This window comes from Parapedobacter soli (assembly GCF_025460835.1).
In the GTDB taxonomy this organism is placed as follows: domain Bacteria; phylum Bacteroidota; class Bacteroidia; order Sphingobacteriales; family Sphingobacteriaceae; genus Parapedobacter; species Parapedobacter soli.
Genome location: NZ_JAMXAY010000072.1, coordinates 1 through 19,108, shown reverse-complemented (window position 1 = coordinate 19,108; position 19,108 = coordinate 1). Strand labels below are relative to the sequence as shown.

The 19,108-nt window shown below is 52.7% G+C and carries 17 protein-coding genes; 6 read left to right on the top strand and 11 right to left on the bottom strand.

Annotated elements, in window-relative coordinates; translation table 11 throughout:
- The 6 genes from NGM62_RS19855 to NGM62_RS19830 form a co-directional block, all read right to left on the bottom strand.
- The coding region (locus NGM62_RS19855) for a DUF1565 domain-containing protein (RefSeq protein WP_262250058.1) at positions 1 to 280 on the bottom strand (280 nt) is incomplete at its 3' end.
- Between the two features lie 349 nt (positions 281 to 629).
- Positions 630 to 2,573 carry a RagB/SusD family nutrient uptake outer membrane protein gene (locus NGM62_RS19850; protein ID WP_262250057.1) on the bottom strand — a complete coding sequence of 648 codons (1,944 nt, stop codon included), beginning with the start codon at positions 2,571 to 2,573 and terminating at the stop codon, positions 630 to 632.
- Between the two features lie 32 nt (positions 2,574 to 2,605).
- Entirely contained in the window at positions 2,606 to 5,761 is a 3,156-nt protein-coding gene (locus NGM62_RS19845) for a SusC/RagA family TonB-linked outer membrane protein (RefSeq protein WP_262250056.1), read from the bottom strand.
- A gap of 383 nt (positions 5,762 to 6,144) precedes the next feature.
- Positions 6,145 to 7,431: a DUF4861 domain-containing protein gene (locus NGM62_RS19840; RefSeq protein ID WP_262250055.1), complete on the bottom strand. Its 1,287-nt coding sequence runs from the start codon at positions 7,429 to 7,431 to the stop codon at positions 6,145 to 6,147.
- A 16-nt stretch (positions 7,432 to 7,447) separates the two neighbouring features.
- Positions 7,448 to 8,824 carry a glycoside hydrolase family 88/105 protein gene (locus tag NGM62_RS19835; protein ID WP_262250054.1) on the bottom strand — a complete coding sequence of 459 codons (1,377 nt, stop codon included), beginning with the start codon at positions 8,822 to 8,824 and terminating at the stop codon, positions 7,448 to 7,450.
- 100 nt (positions 8,825 to 8,924) lie between these two features.
- Positions 8,925 to 11,675, bottom strand: coding sequence for an exo-rhamnogalacturonan lyase family protein (locus tag NGM62_RS19830; protein WP_262250053.1), 2,751 nt, complete (start codon positions 11,673 to 11,675; stop codon positions 8,925 to 8,927).
- Between the two features lie 34 nt (positions 11,676 to 11,709).
- Between NGM62_RS19830 and NGM62_RS19825 the strand changes: the two genes are divergently transcribed.
- Entirely contained in the window at positions 11,710 to 12,405 is a 696-nt protein-coding gene (locus NGM62_RS19825; RefSeq protein WP_262250052.1) for a DUF6250 domain-containing protein, read from the top strand.
- Positions 12,406 to 12,481: 76 nt separating this feature from the next.
- Here the strand turns inward: NGM62_RS19825 and NGM62_RS19820 are convergent, their stop codons facing one another.
- Genes NGM62_RS19820 through NGM62_RS19810 form a run of 4 tightly spaced genes read right to left on the bottom strand, consistent with a single transcriptional unit; the run spans position 12,482 to position 15,107 of the window.
- Positions 12,482 to 14,719: an alpha-L-rhamnosidase-related protein gene (locus tag NGM62_RS19820; RefSeq protein WP_262250051.1), complete on the bottom strand. Its 2,238-nt coding sequence runs from the start codon at positions 14,717 to 14,719 to the stop codon at positions 12,482 to 12,484.
- A gap of 29 nt (positions 14,720 to 14,748) precedes the next feature.
- Complete coding sequence (locus NGM62_RS19815) at positions 14,749 to 14,895, bottom strand: hypothetical protein (protein ID WP_262250050.1); 147 nt, start codon at positions 14,893 to 14,895, stop codon at positions 14,749 to 14,751.
- Entirely contained in the window at positions 14,864 to 14,968 is a 105-nt protein-coding gene (locus tag NGM62_RS22300; protein ID WP_390938097.1) for a hypothetical protein, read from the bottom strand. The genes NGM62_RS19815 and NGM62_RS22300 overlap by 32 nt, the downstream gene beginning before the upstream one ends.
- Positions 14,964 to 15,107, bottom strand: a complete 144-nt coding sequence (locus tag NGM62_RS19810) for a hypothetical protein (RefSeq protein ID WP_262250049.1) — start codon at positions 15,105 to 15,107, stop codon at positions 14,964 to 14,966. The genes NGM62_RS22300 and NGM62_RS19810 overlap by 5 nt, the downstream gene beginning before the upstream one ends.
- On the opposite strand from NGM62_RS19810, the gene NGM62_RS22295 reads away from it, so the two are divergent.
- Positions 15,095 to 15,229, top strand: coding sequence for an AraC family transcriptional regulator (locus NGM62_RS22295; RefSeq protein ID WP_390938090.1), 135 nt, complete (start codon positions 15,095 to 15,097; stop codon positions 15,227 to 15,229). The genes NGM62_RS19810 and NGM62_RS22295 overlap by 13 nt on opposite strands.
- Before the next feature lie 84 nt (positions 15,230 to 15,313).
- On the opposite strand, the gene NGM62_RS19805 is transcribed toward NGM62_RS22295, so the two are convergent.
- Complete coding sequence (locus NGM62_RS19805) at positions 15,314 to 15,700, bottom strand: YkvA family protein (RefSeq protein ID WP_262250048.1); 387 nt, start codon at positions 15,698 to 15,700, stop codon at positions 15,314 to 15,316.
- A 110-nt stretch (positions 15,701 to 15,810) separates the two neighbouring features.
- On the opposite strand from NGM62_RS19805, the gene NGM62_RS19800 reads away from it, so the two are divergent.
- The 4 genes from NGM62_RS19800 to NGM62_RS19785 all read left to right on the top strand — a co-directional run bounded on the left by NGM62_RS19800 (position 15,811) and on the right by NGM62_RS19785 (position 19,070).
- The gene (locus NGM62_RS19800) at positions 15,811 to 16,389 is read left to right on the top strand and encodes a DJ-1/PfpI family protein (protein WP_262250047.1); all 579 of its coding nucleotides are present in this window, start codon (positions 15,811 to 15,813) and stop codon (positions 16,387 to 16,389) included.
- A gap of 137 nt (positions 16,390 to 16,526) precedes the next feature.
- Positions 16,527 to 17,138 (top strand): TetR/AcrR family transcriptional regulator, encoded by a 612-nt coding sequence (locus NGM62_RS19795; protein WP_262250046.1) that lies wholly within the window; start codon positions 16,527 to 16,529, stop codon positions 17,136 to 17,138.
- A gap of 51 nt (positions 17,139 to 17,189) precedes the next feature.
- Positions 17,190 to 18,461, top strand: coding sequence for a TolC family protein (locus tag NGM62_RS19790; protein ID WP_262250045.1), 1,272 nt, complete (start codon positions 17,190 to 17,192; stop codon positions 18,459 to 18,461).
- Between the two features lie 42 nt (positions 18,462 to 18,503).
- The gene (locus tag NGM62_RS19785) at positions 18,504 to 19,070 is read left to right on the top strand and encodes a biotin/lipoyl-binding protein (protein WP_262250044.1); all 567 of its coding nucleotides are present in this window, start codon (positions 18,504 to 18,506) and stop codon (positions 19,068 to 19,070) included.
- The last annotated feature ends 38 nt before the right edge of the window (positions 19,071 to 19,108 follow it).

The window sequence follows — 19,108 nt, the reverse complement described above, 5'->3', positions numbered from 1 at the left end:
CTGCAAATCCAATCCCCAAAATTCTTAAAAGCGAAATCCCTGCCCCTTTCAACTCATACGCTGCAATCTGGCCTGCCCGAATAGCGTAAGTACCGCCCCGGATGTAAACGGTATCACCCGGTACCACAGCCTCTTGAGCGCGCTGGATGGTTGCATACGGATGTGCCTTGGTACCGCTATTGGCATCGTCCCCATTCAGTGCTACATAATAAGTAGCTGCATTCAGTGATGTTACCAGACTACAGATGCCCAGCACCAATAACATTCGCTTTATTTCCATGGCTATCACAATTTGTTCAATCGATTGCACAACTCAGGCGCCCATTGCTTTCTTAATACAATATTGCCTTTTGCTTATACAATGTTATCCATTAAATCGGCTCACGCCATCCTGCCTCATCCTGTTACAGACAGCTTTCAGCAAACCACAACCAACTGTGTATCAGTTATGTAAACAACAGGTAAGTTATCCTTTAACAATCTGTGAAATCTACGCAAACGTTGCCGGAAGCTATTTCAATCTCAGCTGGACTGGCCCGCCTTTAGCTCACCTTCACCGGGAGCAGCGGTGTCCTAGCATACATGGCAGGGACCCCATCAGGAGGCGGCTACGCTGGGTATCGATTTTCTCAATACCCCGGGTTCTGTTGCCTTTGTTTTTCTTCCGGTGTTAAATTCGCGCCGTTCAGCTGGATACCATCCAAGTAGGTTTGCGGAATGGGCCGCAATTGGTGGTAATCCTGGATGAACGGTTCGGCCTGGGCATTGAACGCCTTTACGCGCTGAACGAGTGTTCCCGTCCGCGATAAGTCTTCCCAGCGGGTGTATTCGCCGGCCAGCTCGCGCGAGCGCTCGTTGAGCACGAGAGCCAACATCCGTGCGTAGTCGCCCGTTAGCCCGAGTTTGGAAATGATGTATTCATCGCCTGCGGGCAGCGAGCCAATGTCGGTGATGGCCAAGCTGCCGGAGGCGGCGGTGGTCACCACGATATCGTTCGACTCGTAATAGGAGTTCTCGGGGAAAAACGAATTATCGTCCGGATTCTGGCCCGACGCCGAAGCGCCCAGTGCACCGCCACCGTCGTAATACGCTTCGCGGTCTTCACCACTTTCGTATTCGGCGCGCGTACGGACGGCGTTGATATACGTCAATGCCTCAGCATATGCACCCTGCCGCACCTTCGCTTCGGCCGCCATCAGGTAGGTTTCGGCAGACCGTGCGAGGTTCATGTCGCGCAGACCCCGGGTCTCATTTACACCGACCCGGGAGCCATCCAAATATTTACTCAATGAAGGGAACCGCACATCGATTTCCATAGCGCCGTCGGTGGTGCTGCCGGCAGAATAAGCCACGTAAACGCTGGGGACGGTTTTGCCGGTTTTATCGTAAACCACCTCGTCGTTCAGCTTATAATTGGAAAAGCGTGAATCGCCGGGTTGGTTGATGATGTACATGATTCCCAAATCGCCGTTGGCATAATACCCACCGGAAGCATTATTCACCCGGTGTTTAGTGCGGAAACTCTTCCAGAACCTCGAGTCGTCTACCAAATCATATAGCCGAAACATGTAATACGTGGGGCGCAAGCGGCTGTACGGGCGGTCGCCCGTCACGTCGCGCTTCATCTGGGGCATATCATCGTACCGCGCCGTAAAATAAAGGTGCTGCGTGGTGCGCCCACTAGCAGAAACATCTGCTGTGAACTGGGCGGACAGGATCCACTCCGACAGCAGCTCGTTTGCACCATCCGGACTGATATAGTCCCACAGGTCAGCGAAATTACCCGCCAGCGGGTGGTTGGCGATTACTTCGTCGCACAACGTTACCACGGCAGCTAGGTCGGCGTCTTTGGTAGCGGAGTTCCAATCGTCGTTGATTTCGCTGGCGCGGAATAAATGGGCCTTCGCTAGGTAATGCGCTGCCGCATACTTGGTAATCCGTGCGGGAGCACCGGTGGTTGGCAACAAGTTATACGCCTGCGTGAAATCATCGATTACCAGCTGGTACACCTCAGCGGGCGTAGCCCGGGTAAATTCCAGTTCCACCGTCGTGCTCGACGTGGTTTTCAGCGGTACGCCGCCGTATTGTGAGACCAGGCGCAGGTAATTGTAGGCCCTGAGGAAATGTCCTTCGCCCAACGCCACCTTTTTGATGGCGTCTGAGGTGGATTCGCTGGCCGTAGCATTCTCAATCAGCAGGTTCGCATCGCCGATACCAATATACAGGTTATCCCACTGTGCGTTTGCAGACGCTGTATTGCTATTCGTAACCGTAACAATAGACTGCAACCCGCCATCGTAGTTGTTCCATACGCTGTTGGAGGCATCACCGCCCACGTTGAACTCATCTACTCCGTAGTTGGTGGCGCAGTACAACCACTCACCATCGAAGGGCGTTTTCAACACCTGATGATACGTGCCGGCAGCAAGCGCCAAGATGCCCTCATCGGTCTTATAATATTCCATACCCCGGTCTGTCTCGAGGGTTTCGTTCAGGAAGTCCGTGCTGCATGACGACATGAGGATCAAGCCTGAAAAAAGGAAAAGCGAAAAAATATGTTTTATCGTATCCATTTTATTTTCTTTTTATTGATAAATCCTAGCGACTAAAGTGTAGCGTTCAATCCGATGGTGAAGCCTCTATTGAATGTGGCGCTCCTAACATCCAAGTCTACCCAATCGATCTCGGAGAACAACATACCGGGGTTGGTTGCCTGCACATAGATTTTTAGGGTAGAAATACCGCTCTTTTCGAGCAGGTTATTACTCATGTTATAACCCAACGATATGTTGCGGATTTTAATAAACGAACCATTCCGGTATCCCAATGCCTGGTGAAACGGATCGCCGGTTCCTTCGGTGTAAATAGGTTTCTGGTATTCGGCGTCGGTGTTGTTCTCGGTATAATAGTCGATCCGCCGTTGCGTACCGCGTCCGGTTTGCGACTCCCCGCCGGTATCATAGAGGTATTTTAAGCGGCTGTAAAGGAACACCGACAGCTCTACGCCTTTGTAATTGAACCGGTTGGTCATACCCACCACCCAGCGGGGCCGGGTATTGCCGATGATCATCCGGTCGTTGTTGGCATCGATCTTATCGTCGCCGTTCACGTCCTCGGGCCTCACCAAACCCGGGGAGAAGGTCGCCCCATTGTCGTTGAACCGTTCATAGATATCGGCATCGGCCACGTGCCATAGCCCGAGGCTCCGGTAACCATAGATCACCCCGATGGGTTGATCGATGAACCAGTTGTTGTTGATGTCGTCGCTGCCAGTAGCTAGGCTAACGATGCGGTCTTTCTGCCAGGCCACACTGGCCGTGGTGGTCCATTTGAACGATGCTCCATCCACGTTCAATGAGGTCAAACTCAAATCCACCCCTTTGTTCGCGGTTTCGCCCACATTGGCAAACGTGGTGGTAAAGCCCGTTACCGTGGGGATAGACATCTCGAGCAACAGGTCGGTGGTTTTCGACTGGTAGAAATCCAAGCTACCGCTTATTCGCCTGTTCAGCACCGAGAAATCGAGCCCTACGTTATACTGGGTGGTTTTCTCCCAGCCCAACTCCTGGTTGGCCATGGTGGTGGAAGGGATAGCGCCGGGCGCTAATGAGCTGATGTATGGATAAAAGATGGATGAAATAGCACCTTGCGTTTCATACGGGTCGATGGCGGAGTTGCCGGTAACGCCCACGCCGAGGCGGAGTTTCAAATCGTTCAACCACGCCACGTTCACAAAATCCTCCTGGTCGATCCGCCAAGCCAGTGCCGCAGAAGGGAACCACGAATATTTGTGGCCCTCGGCCAGCTGCGATGCACCGTCACGCCGTATGGATGCCGTAAGGAGATACCGGTTATTAAACCCGTAATTTACCCGTGCCATGTACGAGTGCAGTTGGCTTTTCGTAAGGCCCGATGAATAATCGGTGAGGTTCTCGGCAGAGATATAAGTATCTGACAAGGCATTCCACTTCTGGCTTGGGAAAGCCACACCATTGGCAGCAATGTTACTGGTCTCCCTGTTGTATTCCGTTTGGCTATGCAGCAAGGTAAGGCCCAAGTCGTGCTTACCAAAGGTTTCATTGTAAAACAACAAATGATCGAGGGTATACGAGAAGGTCTGGTTTTTCCCGAGCGACGCCTCATTGGTGCCGTTGCTCCGCACCGACTGACTATCGATATACGAACCAGCACGGTAATTTGAAAAATCGGGACCGAAGTTCAACCGGTAGGTGAGGTTTTCCAATGCGGGGTGGATTTTCCCGAAGTCTACCTGACCGAATAAACTACCGAACGTGCGAAGGGTAGTGCGCTGGTCCTGGTTCAGGATCCATTCTTCGGCCACATTCTTGATACCGATATCGCCACCGGGCATTTCAATCCGGTTGCCCTCGGCATCATACGGTAGCGCGTAAGGAAACTGAGCCCTTGCGGCATCGTAAATCTGGCTGGTACCTCCCAGCGGGTTGCTGCCAGCAGTCGACTGCCCATATTCCTGCACGCCGTACGAAACCAGCAGGTTACCTCCCAGGGAGAACCACTTGGTGGCATTCACTTCGGCATTGAGGTTGGCGGTATACCGTTTAAAGCTTTGCCCTTTTTGCGTCCCTTTGTTATCGAGGTAGCCGAATGACGCATAGGTTTTTATCTTCTCGCTACCGCCGGTGGCGCTTACGTTCATGTTGTTCGTTACTCCCTGCTGCGTCACCATGCCGAACCAATCGGTCGTCGCTACTTTAGAACCATCCCAGGTGCCGCCAGCCCATCCTTTTTCGATGTTGGCCCATGCGGTGGGGTCGCCCGTAGCCAGGAAGATGGCCCGGTCGTTTTCAATCGTCGGCTCATCGCCCCGGGGGTACACTTCCGGATTCCGGTAGTAGTAAGCCCAGCGGCGGAACGTGATGTATTCCGGCGCATTGAACATATCCCGGTTATCGACCAGGTTTTCAAAAGTGGTGGCCAGGTTCAGGTCTAAGGTTACCCGACCTTCTTTACCCTTCTTGGTGGTTACGATGACTACGCCATTTGCCCCACGCGAGCCGTAGATTGCGGTTGCTGAGGCGTCTTTCAATACATCGATTGCTTCAATATCGTTCGGGTTAAGGTAATCGATCCCGCCGGTGAGCAAGGGTATACCGTCGACCACGAAAAGTGGTGAATTGGAGGCCGTCAACGAGCGTACCCCGCGGATGTTGACGTCGCCAACCGTTCCGGGGCGCTGGGCGGTTGAAATATCGACACCGGCTATTTTACCCTGCATGGCCTCCAACGCATTGGAAACCGGGCGCGATTGGATTTCCGCTTCGCCGATGCTGGTAACGGCTCCCGTTACGTCCGATTTACGCTGCGTACCGTAACCCACAACAACGACCTCGTTCAGTTCGCTTCGCTCCTCGACCATCGTCACATTGATGGTAGAATGGCCTTGCAAGGCAACTTCCTGGTTGGCATAGCCAATAAAGGTGAAAACGAGCGTGGCATCCGTATTGGGCACGTTTATGGAAAACCGGCCACTGCCATCCGTAACGGCGGTGGCTTGACCATCTTTAACTTTCACGGAAACGCCTTCCAACGGCTGGCTGGCGCTGTCGGTAACCTGTCCGCTAATTTGTTGCTGCAGGGCGGTCTCTGTTTTTGCAAGATCGGATGCACCTGCCGCATCCGGCCGGCTAGCGGCAACGCTTACCTGCAGAAAAGCGAGTAGGAAGAGCGACGGGATGCATCCCATGATGACGCGTCGACCTTTGGTAAAATTCACGTACATTTTAATGTGGTTTTAAAAAATTGGTTAACACAATATGTTTGTCTAGAAGCCGCAAACGGCATTTATATACTACTGACTACGCTTATCTCATTGCTTTAGAACACCTCCTTTCGTTGGTTTTTGCCTCGCTGTGTTACCGAGTGCACTGCACAACTCTGTCAATCACACAATTAATTAATGGTACGGTTTATTATTGAAACTGCTTGTCTGTTATCTGGTAATACAAATAGAATAGATTTCTCGCTGCAAACCAACCTGTACTATCCTGTCGTCGGCTTTTTCGACACCAACACAACAAATTTGTTATCAATAACTTAAAGGTAATTCAACAGCAAAAGAAAATCTACGCAAACGTTGCCGGTAACGTTTGCGTAGTGTAACGCCTAGGGAGCTTCCGCCACGTCTACACGTACCTTAGCGGCCAACTGCTCTGCCAAACCGACAATGTAGTTTTCGAAATAATCGCGGCTGCGGAAACCTTCATCTGATAATTCCCAGCCGGCAACGGCGTAATAGCTGATGGGTTCATTGTCGCGAATGCGCAACTTCGCCAAGCAACTGTTGGTCAGCGGACCCGAGTTGGGTGCCTCCCTGTAACCTTGGTAGCTGTCATAAGGCAGGATCAGCCCGAGTCCCAGCCACCACTCTTGTTCATAGGTCTGTTGATCGTGCGTATACAGCACCACCCATTTATCATCGATATTGATTTCGCGGGGCGGTTGGCTGGCAAATATATTCACCAGCCCTATCAACAACGTATCTTGTGCTTGGAGTCCTTCCACGCTAACCGTATTCCGGTAGCCATACATGCCCGGCCATATGGCCGGTTGTTCAACTAGGTTGTACCGGTGCTCGCCGGCCGTCCAATTGCAGTACTGGAAATCCAGTTTCGACCGCAGCGGGCCTTCGCGTACTACATTGAAAATGGTGGTATCCACATTATTGATGGCATCGTCTACGGTAACGCCCAGCCGGTACACGTCTTCGCCATGGGCCAGTGCTATCCCGCCAAGCCCCACCGAATTACCTACCGGCAGAATATCGCGCCCCCAGTCCAACATCACGTGGTAGTTGTCTTCTACGGCGCCTTGTGCATTGATGCCGACATCGTCAGGACTCATATACGACACCTTTTTCCCAAAAACGTCTTTCGAGTTGCGGCCGTCGAGGTAATGGCGGAAGCCGACCTTATCATTCTCCCAAGACGGCCCATCGGTTTGATATGGCTGATAGCCGATGCTGAGCGGCAGTTGATCGGCGTAAAGTGTGTCTCCCTGCCTTGGCTCCACGGGGTTTGTTGCACTACTGCGCTTACCGAAACGGACGGCCGTTTGCGGCGCGTAATCCATGCTGCCTTCGCTGGGTTTCACGGTCAACACGGCTTCGCCCGATGCCGGTAAATCGACCAAGAAAAACAATTCGTCCCATTCGCCATCGCCGGTGAGGTCATCAACCTGCGACGGAATGGTATCGCCCTGCGCATCAAGCAGCAGCGGATAAAAATCCTGCTGATTGCTAAAGTCCGCGCGTTTGATCGTGACGGCTTTTTGCGTTAAGTCGGTTTGTGTGGGGTTGGTGAGCGTGACCGTCCACCCTTTTTGCTCTCCTTGTCCACAAGAGCATGCCAAACCACTCAGGGCTACTACTGCTGTGAGCTGAATTGTTTTCATGGTATTTTGCCTGTTGTTAATCTAAAAACATCACTGCACTATCATTGATTTCGTATTTCGTCTGTTGGAGTAGCCGATACATTTCTGCACCAGCAAGAATGACAGGGCCATAGCCGTGGGCCGCAAACTTATTGACCGGCCGATGGTAGTAAAATGCAGGGTCGAAACCCATGCCTGTTCCCACGCACGTACCTTCCACCTGGCCCTCTTCGTTTACTTTCGTCGTTACCGCATTCCAAGCCAGCAGCGCCATCGGGCCATAGGCCTGGGCGTCCAGCCAGCCATTATTAATGCCATGGGCTATGCAGTAGGCGTAGATGGCGGTTGCGGAGGTTTCCAGGTACGTATCGTTGTGGTCTAGCAATTGGTGCCAGAAACCTGTACCGTCTTGCAATCGGGCCAGCCCCTGCACGTGTGCACGGAATTGGGCAAGCAGTTTTCCGCGGGCGGGGTGCGCTTCGGGCAGGGCGGCCAACAACTCGAGTTTGGTAAGCAGTGCCCAGCCGTTGGCCCGCGCCCAATGGAAATGCGGGTGGGGCTCCATACCCTGCACCCAACCGTGCATATACAGCCCCTTCTCGGGCACGAACATGCGGTCGGCGAACAGCCAGAATTGGCGGACGGCCTCGTCGAAGTAGCGGGCCTCTCCGGTGAGCTTGCCCATCTGCGCAAGTGCCGGTAGGCTCATGTACAGATCGTCCAGCCACAGCGTATTGGGCAGGGGCCTGTTGCGGGCCAGCGTGCCGTCTGCCAGGCGGAACTCATCTTCCATGATGTATTGGATGTAATTATCGACCATTGGCCGGACGTCTTCGGTTAATACGCCCGTCTGCGAAGCTTTGATCATCGCCGCGCACATGGCGCCGGCATCATCCAACGCGCCGGGATCGGTAACCGAATGTACCGGCGATCGCCTTGCACCAGCCACTTCGGGCGATGCCTGGAATGCCGCCACCACTTGGGCGATGAAGTCCAGGCGGTCTTTGGTGTATTGCACATAGCGGTTATCGCCCGTGGCTTCGGTGGCCAGCAACATCGCGCCATAGGTGACGCCCCATTCGTAGCTGATGAGCCGGAAATCACCTTGCTTGAAAATGGTGTTGGTGTCGATCGCCGACAAGTCATCCACCGGTTGCTGGCTGCTTTTATCCGCCAATGCGGCGGGTGTGGCCCCATCCAAATAGGCATGTACGCGGTCTACCACCTCCTTTACCTCTTCCAGCGTTGTCTCGCCGTAGCGCACCGGATAATCGGGCTGCAGCAGGTGCAGCGGCGTGTTCACATCATTGGTGACCTCCTCCCCGCCCCCACCTTCGGGGTTCGTACACGAGAACAACAGGGCCGCCGAAGATAACGCGGCAACGGATACGTTGAAAAAATAGGATTTATTCATGATTTAAGATTCTACAATGCTGTGGGAGTTTGCTTGTGAGCAAAAAGAAAGATATTCTCCCGTATTTCAAACTTAACAAATGGATTAAATTACGCAATCGTTACCGGACGTCCTTATGGCCGATCACCTCGCCTGCATAGGCCATGCACTGCATGGCAGCAAGGCTCCACTGTGCCACGGCGTTGGTAGACACGGGCGCTTCGTCCCGCTCACTGAGCACCTCTGGCGGCGTAAGGTGGGTTACCGGTGGTATACCCAGCTTCATCCCCGCAGCGCCACCGTAAAATTCTTCCCACGCCCGTTCCTGCAGCGCCCGGTCTTTCAAAAACCAACCGGCATAGGCGGTGAGCCTGCTGTGGCCCTGCCCCAGGTTCGGCTTGCGGAACGTTTGGCCCAGGTGTTTTTCCTGCCATGCGGAGTCCGAGTTAAACGCCTCGCAATACTGCAACCATGCTTTCGTAAATACCGGAACGTCCAGTGAGCCGATGAGCTCGGCACAGATTTCTGCCAAGCCGAATGCTGCACTGAGGTGAGACACCCGGATGTTATCATGCTCCACCCGCTCAAAGGTGCCCGTCTCTAGGTCCATATTGGCCGAGCTGGTCAAAAACCCGCGGGGCTGGCTGCCGATGCTTTCCATACTGTTTACCAAGCGTTGCTTCATTTGTTCGTCGCCGGTTCGCTCCCACTCTGTGAACCACGCGGATGCCAAGGCCCCCCAGTCGGTACCGAACGACATGCTCACCTTATCATCGTCTTTGGCGGCGATTTGGCCTACTTTACGGCCGGGCACAATCTCCTTTAGGGTATGGGCCGCTTCGATCTGCTCGCGCATGAGGTCGCCGATGCGTTCATCGGCGGTGAGGTAGTAGAGGAAACGCCGGTTGATGACAGTACTGATGCGCAATTGCTTGGCGCTGCACCCCCAGTGCATCACGTTGTGGCGCGAGCCCAATGGGGCAAAGCGGCCAACATGGTGTACGTCTACTTCGCCGGTATGGCGTGTCATGGCTTCGGCCATGCGGAACACATCGTGGCGCCCCGAGCGCAGGAAATAGTACCACAGCCATAGATCGGTGGACAGCTCGGAATTGTCCCACGCAAAGCCGCCGACATCATACCGCCACGTATGGCGGTCGCCGTCATAAGCGTGCATCACATCGCCATAGTTCCAGAATCCGTACCACCGGTGTTGTTCGATCTGCTTCTTGTAGTGGTCGATATAAAATGCCAGCTGCGCTTCGATGGCTTGCTCGGCCGCGTTTCGCGGGGCACCTACCGTAAACGCCCCACCAAATACACCCGTTTCCTGGTAGTGTGTGGGATCGCACACCAGCAACGGCGGGTCTTGGATCTGGGCGGCCATGGTGGCCAATTCGCCGTGCGTGGGTGTGCTATCTACCGCCCAGATTTCGAGCTCGCTGGTGCGGGCTACCCCGTGGGGGGTACCGAATCCGGGTTCATAATCCTCGTAGGTGATATCCAGACCATCCAATTGCTTTTCATAGGTATCCTGTCCCATGCCATCGTGGTAGAACCGGAGGTCCATGGCGGGGGCATCGGGTGCCCACAGCCAGAGGGTAAGTTTAGCCGCTTCGGTATGGGCATCCCGGATATCGATCTGGGCTGGGAAACTTTGCCAGAAATTCCGGATACCGAAGACGAGCCCACCGCTGGCACCGCCTATATACCCCGCGCCGGCTGCGCGCCGGCCATGCGCCGAAGCGAGCCACCCATGGCCGGGAGCTGTGCGCTTACGGACTTCAAAGCCATCGGGTGTGGATTGGGTGAGCGTATAGTCTCCAAAGGCCGGGATATAGGGCAGTCCCTTGGCGACAGCCGGGCTGAATACCGACAGGGGCGGCGCAGCTGCTCCAGCAACCTGCGCATCGCGCACGTCCTTCCCCGCGTCGCGCCGCAGGCCGGTCAAACCTTTTATGGCCTCGCCGAAGACGCCGCCGTTATCGCCACAAAACCGGATGTGCCGGTTGTATAGTGCGTCCGTCATCGGTACGGTGAACTGCACACCTATCCCACGGATAAAGTCGCGGTACTCGTCGGCATCATAAACCAACGTGTGGACCATGCGGGTGGATGCTGTGTGGAGGTAACAATAAAACCGTATGGTGAAGGGGAGAAGCTCGCGGCCGGTAGCCGAGCGGTGTACGCCCGATGTTTTGATGACTACACGTATGGGACCGCCATGTTCCACAACCGTTTCGCGGATTTCACTTTGGAGGCTATCGGTCAATAGCGGCTCTCCAGCAACGGGTTCGGGCAGGTTTTGCCATTGGAGCACCAATTGGCCGTCGGTGGCCGTGGTGCGGGCACCCTGGCGGATAGATTTGACAAGCGAGCTTCCGCTTTTGGAGAACACGACCTGCATGGCACCCGTGTTGACCCGGATGGTTTCATCATCCGCAGCCACGGCTATCGATCCGTCCGTTGCACGGGGAGTGGGTCCTTGCCGGCGCAGCGTGAGGATTGCCTGGGGGTCTTCCCCATCCAATGTAGCCGCATGTGCCGACCATTTCACCGATCCGTCGGGCCACCGTGCGGTTACCCATTGCTGGGTGTTTACAGCGACACTGCCTGAGGTGGTCAGGGCAAGTGCTTCGGGGTCCTTCAGTGCTCCCTTCGCCCATGGGACGCCCCAAGTGATGCCCCTTTTTGTTCTGGGGGCCTGCGTGCCCAGCCAATGCAGATTGACATGAGGTTCGTGTTGATCGACCGGGCTAAATCCAGTAAACGGTACCGAACCGGTCAGCGGCATGGCCGATGCCAGTACTGCCGATTGTTTTAGAAATTGTCTTCTCGATTGCTGGTTGAGTGCGCTTTTTCGATGATTCATTATGGTTTCCGTGTTTGTTTGTTACTTTCGTATCATGAATGTGATGAATGTCTTTTTTATGCTGGCTTTGGCTAGCGCCACGTTGAACGCGTGCCGGCCCCGCCCCGCGGATTCGACAAGTGCGGAATTACTGGTCGAAGAGACTTTTGACAATGCATTGGATAGCCTTGTGTGGGTTGCGGAGATTGCTCCCGAACCCAACTCGACGGTGTATGTGGCGGATGGTAAACTTTGGTTGGATACGTATGGCGGGGTGACCGTATGGCTAAACCACCTGTTGGAGGGGAATATTGCCATTGAATACGAGCGGACGGTGGTGGTAGACACCGGTGTAAACGACCGGCTGTCCGACCTGAACCAGTTCTGGATGGCCACCGATCCATCAGCCGACAACCTGTTTTCCCGATCGGGTGTATTTGAAAGTTATAATCCATTATCGTTATACTACGTGGGTATGGGCGGCAACACCAATACCACCACCCGTTTCCGAAAATACGAAGGCGACGGGACGAAACCGTTGCTCTACGAACACGCTCGACGACTGAAAGCCAACCACACCTATTTTATCCGTACCGAAGTCGTCGATGGGGTCACCACGTTTTCGGTGGACGGCGAAGTGCTTTTTACACACACCGACCCGAACCCATTGACCAAGGGTTATTTCGGGTTCCGTTCTACGTACTCGCGTCAGGCGATTGACAACGTACGTATCTACCAGCTCCCCGAATAGCCCTAGCAAAGGTATCCGTGATGGGAATACGCAATTCGGTAAAATTGGTTCAATTTTCCAGTAGAAATGTCCCTACCTACCGCCGTTCGATGACAATACGGTAGCTTCCGCCATTGAGTGATGGGAATTTCAACATCCCATCCTTGGCTTCAATGCGCGCTGACTCACCATTGATGGTTACGAGGGGCCGTCTTTTGCTTGCATAGGGCAGCTCCACTTGGGCCACTGTATTCCCCGGCACGGTTAGCTCCACTACATATTCCGAACCTTCTTGTCGACATGAAACCTCTACAGCACCTTTTATGGTTGGCACCGTCACCGAAGCCCATTCCAATGAGCTGGTCTGCGGACGCACCCGAAACACGTCCCAACCCGGTTCCAACGGCTCCACGCCCATAAGCTTACGTGGTATGACATTAGCAGGGACGGCACCCCATGCGTGGTTCCAATCCTGATTAGGTTTGTATTTATTATCCCATGCTTCCATGGTTATGGTGCTTCCTGCCCGGATCATGTTGTACCAGCTGCGGTCGTCTTGCGACGCGAGGAGCGACAGCCCGTAGTCGGCATCACCCGCCTCATAGATGGCGTCCATGAGGAACTGGCTGCCATATACACTGCAAGCCATCCCACGCGAGCGGATGAACGCGGCAACCCGGTCGGCATGCTGTTTGGGGACAAGGCCGAATGCCAGGGCCATCATATTGGTATGCAGAGCGGGATGGTCTGTGTCCAACCCATCGCGATACGCCCCTGCGCGGTCATCCCACAACAGCAACTGGAAAGCTTGATAGGTTTCCGCTGCTTTTTTTGAAAATAGGGTGGCATCCGCGTCGTACCCTAGGGTTGCCGCCAACTTGGCCATATCCTGCAGGGCCTTGTAATGGAACGCATTCACAACAGCATTGTAATCGGTGAAGACAAACCCATCCGTTTCACCGTTACCCACCATCCCGAAACCACCGGTATGGGGCCAATCGACAATATCCCGCAAGGAGTCGCCCCGATAATGGACTGCGCTCATCAGCTCTTTGGTTTGCTTTCCTTTCCGGGTACTGATAAGGCCATTAGCTTCCCGTAACGGGAGCAGCAACTTGGCTTTCAGATCATCGTAATGGTGTTTGGCCGAGCGGATGTCACCGGTGTACAAGTAATCGTTGTATGCCATCAATACCGACTGCAAAATCCATTCCGTAGGCCACGTGGCATTATGCAGCAGGTATTCGTGCGACCGGCGTGCCATGGTATATTCCTTATCCACGTTGTAGTGGCATAGTTGATTAATGTACGCGTCTGCCTCATAAGGGATGCGCTCGCGGTCGCCATCTACATAGATACCCGCAAACGATGTGGCCTTGATGCTGTATTTACATAGCTCCCATACGGCATTCAACACCGAATCCGAACTTTCGAAATGAGCGGCAAAATCATCAAACGGATAATGCACTGTCGCGCGAATGAGGTCGCCAGGCTCCAAGGTGCCGGTAAAACCTTCAAGCTCAACATACCTGAACGGAAGCACCTCCCCGATATAATCGGGCATCTTGACAGCTTGTGGACCTGTATTCCGTCTGTCTGGCTTAAACTGCAATTGATAGGTATGCCGTCCGCGCTGCAGTGGAAGCCGATACTCCGCATAGCGGATGGTGCCACCGGGCTTACGGTTGATGGTGCCATCGGCATTGATTGCTTCCCCGAGCCTGACGGTAAGGGTATCAACCGCTTTGAGGGAGGTCAACGTGAGCCGCAGTTGACCAAAGGAAGCTCTGCCAAAATCGGCCCGCACCTCATTTCCGGCTACCGATACCCGCTGTGGCATCTCGTCGGTTTTTTGTAACGGGTAAAAAGCTGTCTGATAATCATGCAGCGTGCTCGCTGTACGGAATCGACTTATAGGCGACCATTCCGTTGGCGTTCCATCTTGCTTCCACACCCTTACTTGCCAGGCATAATCGCTATTAGGTGTCAACGGTGCTCCCCCATAAAGAATATTGGTCGATTCAGCAGACTTCACTTCACCGGAATCCCACACATCGGCAATGCCTTTCTCGAGGCTATCGGGATGGGTGGCCACCATAATACGGTAGGCGGATTGCATGGCGCCGTGGCCGGTGCTAGACAACTCCCACCCTAGGAGGGGCTGATGATTGCAAACCAACGTCTGTTCACCCATCGCCGTTTCGCCCCCAACCACTGGGTAACCATTGACCACTTGCAGCATGGGATTTTGTAAAAGGTCTACCTTAAGGTTGAGCACTTGAACCTCTTGGGCATAGGCCGGCATCACACACGTCACCATCCATAAGCAGCTCATTAAGAGCCTGTCTAAACGAAATTTACACATCAATAATCCAGTTTAAATTCATAGCTACCTGCACCGATATTTTCCAGTAACACGTGGTCTCCATCTCTCACTATCCGTTCTGCTACCACTCCGTTCTGCAGCAGGGTAAAATTATCAACTTCGGCCGGAATCGGCAAAATACACATCGGCTTTCATATTGGCAGGTAAGGTTAGGGCCAGCGTAAAGCTGCGCTGTTGGCAGTCGAAGCTTGCTTCAATGGGGCCGCGTATGGTCGGCAGCTTTGCTTTCGCCCACTATCCTTGCCATGTATTCCATGAGTCTTAAGGTATGGTAGTAGAACGCATTCACCACCGTGTTATAATCTGTGAAGACATAACCATCTGTTGCTGAAGACAACAAATTTAACAGTTACTGAAATCGGCTACCACACCGGCTTCGATTCGCCGTTTTACTTTTCGCGTCTGTTCAAGAAGAAGTTTGGCGTCTCGCCCAAGTCGCTGCGGGCATCGCATATATGACCCGTAAAGCTAATCTGCCGCATCCGGAAGCTATCAACACGCTGTTCTGCTGCTCCGCCGTGTCGCTGGCCTGTTTGCTTCGGACTAGTTACTTCCTGGGAATTCCCGGCAGTACAGCTTGTCTGTGAAGGCTTTATATCTACTGATTTCGTCTGCGAGCTTGGAAACCGCATACGCAACGATGGTCGCATCATCCACCCATCCCATCAAAGGGACAATATCGGGTATCGCATCAAGTGGAAAGATAACATAGGCAATCGTTGCCGCGATGATGGATAGGTTCCACCTGTTCATCCTGTACCGGCCCGCAAATACGTCCCTGACCATCGAAATCAACAGCCGGAATTCATCAACTTTCTCATCCAGGTATACGGATTTGCTTTCTGCCTTAGCCAGGTCTTCCGCACTGATCTGATGCTTACGGAATACCTCAAATAGGAGGATCGCTTTATTGAAATAGCCTTTTTTCATGTTTTTCTCCACAATGAATCCACAAAAATAACTAATTTAACGGTTGCACGGCCAACCGTTATATTTTATTATCCGTAAATTAGCTGTTTATTAGAATCAAAAAAAGGATTATGGCAAAGAAAGTTTTGTTATTGGTAGGAGACTACGTGGAAGATTACGAAGCAATGGTTCCATTCCAGGCAATGGGTTCCGTTGGCATAGCAGTGGATGCCATTGCGCCGGACCGGAAAAAGGGCGACGTGGTGCCCACAGCGGTACACGATTTTACGGGCGACCAAACGTACAAAGAGCTACGGGGTCATAATTTCGCCATCAATAAGAGTTTTGATGAAGTTGACCCCAAAGAATATGACGGATTGTATATAGCGGGCGGCAGATCGGCAGAGTACATCAGGCTTAATAAACGGGTACTCGAAATTACCAAGCACTTTTTCGATGCGGATAAGCCCGTGGCGGCAATCTGCCACGGCATACAGGTACTCACGGCGGCAAGGGTATTGGAAGGACGTACATTAACGGCATATGTAGCGGTGGGGCCCGATATTGAACTGGCCGGTGGAATATGGAAAAACATCCCAGCCGACCAAGCAGTCGTAGATGGCAAATTGGTAACATCGCCTGCATGGCCCGGACACCAGGCTATTCTGAAAGAATTTTATCAGCTCCTAGGCATTTCGATATCGGCGTAATATCGGCGTAATGTCGGCGTAACATCCACGCTGCATAAAGCCGGACAATTATAATACATTCGTGTATTAATCATTTGATTAAAAAATTTGGTTAACCCAACGTAAGCAATTATATTTGCGGGGTAGCGAAGAACGGCATGGCAAAAGCGAAGATAAAAGCTGACATCAGCACCGAGGAGAAAATCAAAGAAGCTGCCCGGAAGGTATTTACCCAAAAAGGGTATGCCGCTACACGCACGCGTGATATCGCAGAAGAAGCAGGCATCAATCTTGCCTTGCTCAACTACTATTTCCGCAGCAAGGAGAAGCTGTTCGAAATCATCATCTTGGAAAAGATGCAGATCCTATTTGGCAAAATAGGTCCGACAATCATGAATGAAGGCACCTCTATCGAAGAGAAAGTAGAACTGGTTGCCGAGCACTACATCGATACGCTCGTGTCCAACCCGGACATCCCGCTGTTTGTATTGGGCGAAATCAAAAACAATCCGGATAAATTTGCCAAATTAATTAAGACAAAAACAAACATTACCAACTCAGCATTATTTAGGCAACTCGCTGAAAGGCGGCCGGATATAGACCCGCTTCACTTCATTTTCAATATGCTGGGTCTTGTTATTTTCCCTTTTATCGGCAAGCCGCTCATCCAGTTGATTACCGGTTTAGAGCAACAAAAGGCGGCTGCGCTAATGAACGAACGTAAAAGACTTATTAAAACGTGGTTTGTAGCGATGTTGGAAGCCCCTTGATTTTTTTTACACACATATTAATCAAATGATTAATTCAAAACAATAAACAAGATGATTAATCCGTATTTGATCCTACTGCTCGCCTGCTTACTGGCAATCCCGATTGGGAGGGCAGACGCGCAGGCCACGGCACTGACGCTCCGTGAAAGCCAGACATTGGCCGCAGAGAACTACCCGATGGTGAAACAGCGTGACCTCATCTCAAAAAGTGCATCATACGCGATTGACCAGGTCGACAAACGGTATCTGCCCCAGATAACCATCAACGGACAAGCCACGTATCAATCGGCCGTAACTGAGATACCTATACCGGTTCCGGGGATGGATATCTCTACTGTCGACAAGGATCAATACAAATTTTATGGTGAGGTAAGCCAAAACCTCTATGATGGTGGCTTAACCCGGATGAATAAGCTCGCCATCGCAACCGATAGTGACGTGGATCAGCAAGCCCTGGAAGTGGAATTATACAAAATCAAAGAACGTGTTAACGAGTTGTACTTCGGCATCTTGCTGCTGGATGCCCAATTGGCACAGAACGACTTGCTCCAAAAAGATATCCAATCGGGTCTGGATAAGATAACGGCGGCAATAGCAAATGGAGCCGCGTTGAAGAGCGAAGGAAGCCTGTTGGAAGCCGAACGTCTCAAAGTCAGGCAGCAGGCAACGGAATTAGCAGCTACCCGCAGGGCCTACCTGTATATGCTGGGTTTATTTATCGGCCGTTCACTGGGCGAACATACATCATTGGAGACGCCTGCACACCCGGACGCGTCGGAAACAATCGGCCGGCCCGAATTAGGGTGGTATGCGCTACAAAAACAGCGCATCGATGTGGAGCGCAAACTACTCGATGCAAAAAACCGCCCCCGGTTGGGCCTGTTCTTACAGGCAGGCGTAGGCAGACCCGCATTGAACCTGCTAAGCAACAACCTTGAAGCCTATTATTACGGTGGTGTCCGCCTATCCATCCCGATAAGCGGCTTCTACACGTTGAAAAAGGAACGGGCACTACTGGACATGAAAGACGCAACCGTCGATGTGCAAAAGGAGACATTCGTATTCAACACGAACCTTTCACTCCACCAACAACGCACGGAAGCAGCCAAATACGAACAGCTGCTGGCTACCGATAATGAAATCATCGCGCTACGGAAATCGGTGAAGGACGCCGCACTTAGCCAGCTAGAAAATGGCGTGATCAATACAGCTGATTACGTGAGGGAGGCCCTCGCGGTGAGCAATGCGCGGCTTTCTAAAATATACCACGAGCTTCAATTATTAAAAGCGCAACACGACATCAGCTATACCAGCGGCAATTGACAACCCTACAAGTAAACACGGACAACCCTCAACATGAATAACATGAAAAACTTAACGATACTGGCATTGGTCGCTCTGGTAACGGCGGCATGCATGGACAACCGGCCAACGTACGACGCTTCGGGGACTTTTGAAGCGGTGGAAACCATCATCTCTGCTGAAGCTGGCGGCGTAATCCGCGCACTGGACGTAGCAGAGGGCCAGTCACTAAGCGTAGGCCAAATCATGGGTTACATCGACAGCACGCAACTCACTCTAAAAAAAGAGCAACTGCAGGCGCAGATCGATGCAGTGCTGAGCAAAAAGCCCGAGATAGCGGTCCAGGTGGCGGCCTTGCAGGAACAACTTGACCAAGCAGTACGGGAAGAGCAACGGATTGCCAACATGGCGAAAGCGGATGCGGCAACACCCAAGCAACTGGACGATGCCAATGCGCGGGTGGAGGTAATCAAAAAGCAGATAGCCGCCCAACGGTCGGTCCTAAGTACCACCTCGGCCAGCCTCACATCGGAAATATATCCCTTGGAGATCCAGATTGCACAAGTGGAAGACCTGCTCTCCAAATGCCGCATAGTGAACCCAATGGAAGGCACCGTATTGGTTAAATAGTCAACCCTTAAAAAGCCCAATATTTCTTTTTTGAAGTC

Excerpts from the sequence above, each read along its gene's own strand:
- NGM62_RS19850 (WP_262250057.1), bottom strand. The coding sequence starts at position 2,573 with ATGGATACGATAAAACATATTTTTTCGCTTTTCCTTTTTTCAGGCTTG.
- NGM62_RS19845 (WP_262250056.1), bottom strand. The coding sequence starts at position 5,761 with ATGTACGTGAATTTTACCAAAGGTCGACGCGTCATCATGGGATGCATC.
- NGM62_RS19840 (WP_262250055.1), bottom strand. The coding sequence starts at position 7,431 with ATGAAAACAATTCAGCTCACAGCAGTAGTAGCCCTGAGTGGTTTGGCA.
- NGM62_RS19835 (WP_262250054.1), bottom strand. The coding sequence starts at position 8,824 with ATGAATAAATCCTATTTTTTCAACGTATCCGTTGCCGCGTTATCTTCG.
- NGM62_RS19830 (WP_262250053.1), bottom strand. The coding sequence starts at position 11,675 with ATGAATCATCGAAAAAGCGCACTCAACCAGCAATCGAGAAGACAATTT.
- NGM62_RS19825 (WP_262250052.1), top strand. The coding sequence starts at position 11,710 with ATGAATGTGATGAATGTCTTTTTTATGCTGGCTTTGGCTAGCGCCACG.
- NGM62_RS19820 (WP_262250051.1), bottom strand. The coding sequence starts at position 14,719 with ATGAGCTGCTTATGGATGGTGACGTGTGTGATGCCGGCCTATGCCCAA.
- NGM62_RS19815 (WP_262250050.1), bottom strand. The coding sequence starts at position 14,895 with ATGTGTATTTTGCCGATTCCGGCCGAAGTTGATAATTTTACCCTGCTG.
- NGM62_RS19805 (WP_262250048.1), bottom strand. The coding sequence starts at position 15,700 with ATGAAAAAAGGCTATTTCAATAAAGCGATCCTCCTATTTGAGGTATTC.
- NGM62_RS19800 (WP_262250047.1), top strand. The coding sequence starts at position 15,811 with ATGGCAAAGAAAGTTTTGTTATTGGTAGGAGACTACGTGGAAGATTAC.
- NGM62_RS19795 (WP_262250046.1), top strand. The coding sequence starts at position 16,527 with ATGGCAAAAGCGAAGATAAAAGCTGACATCAGCACCGAGGAGAAAATC.
- NGM62_RS19790 (WP_262250045.1), top strand. The coding sequence starts at position 17,190 with ATGATTAATCCGTATTTGATCCTACTGCTCGCCTGCTTACTGGCAATC.
- NGM62_RS19785 (WP_262250044.1), top strand. The coding sequence starts at position 18,504 with ATGAAAAACTTAACGATACTGGCATTGGTCGCTCTGGTAACGGCGGCA.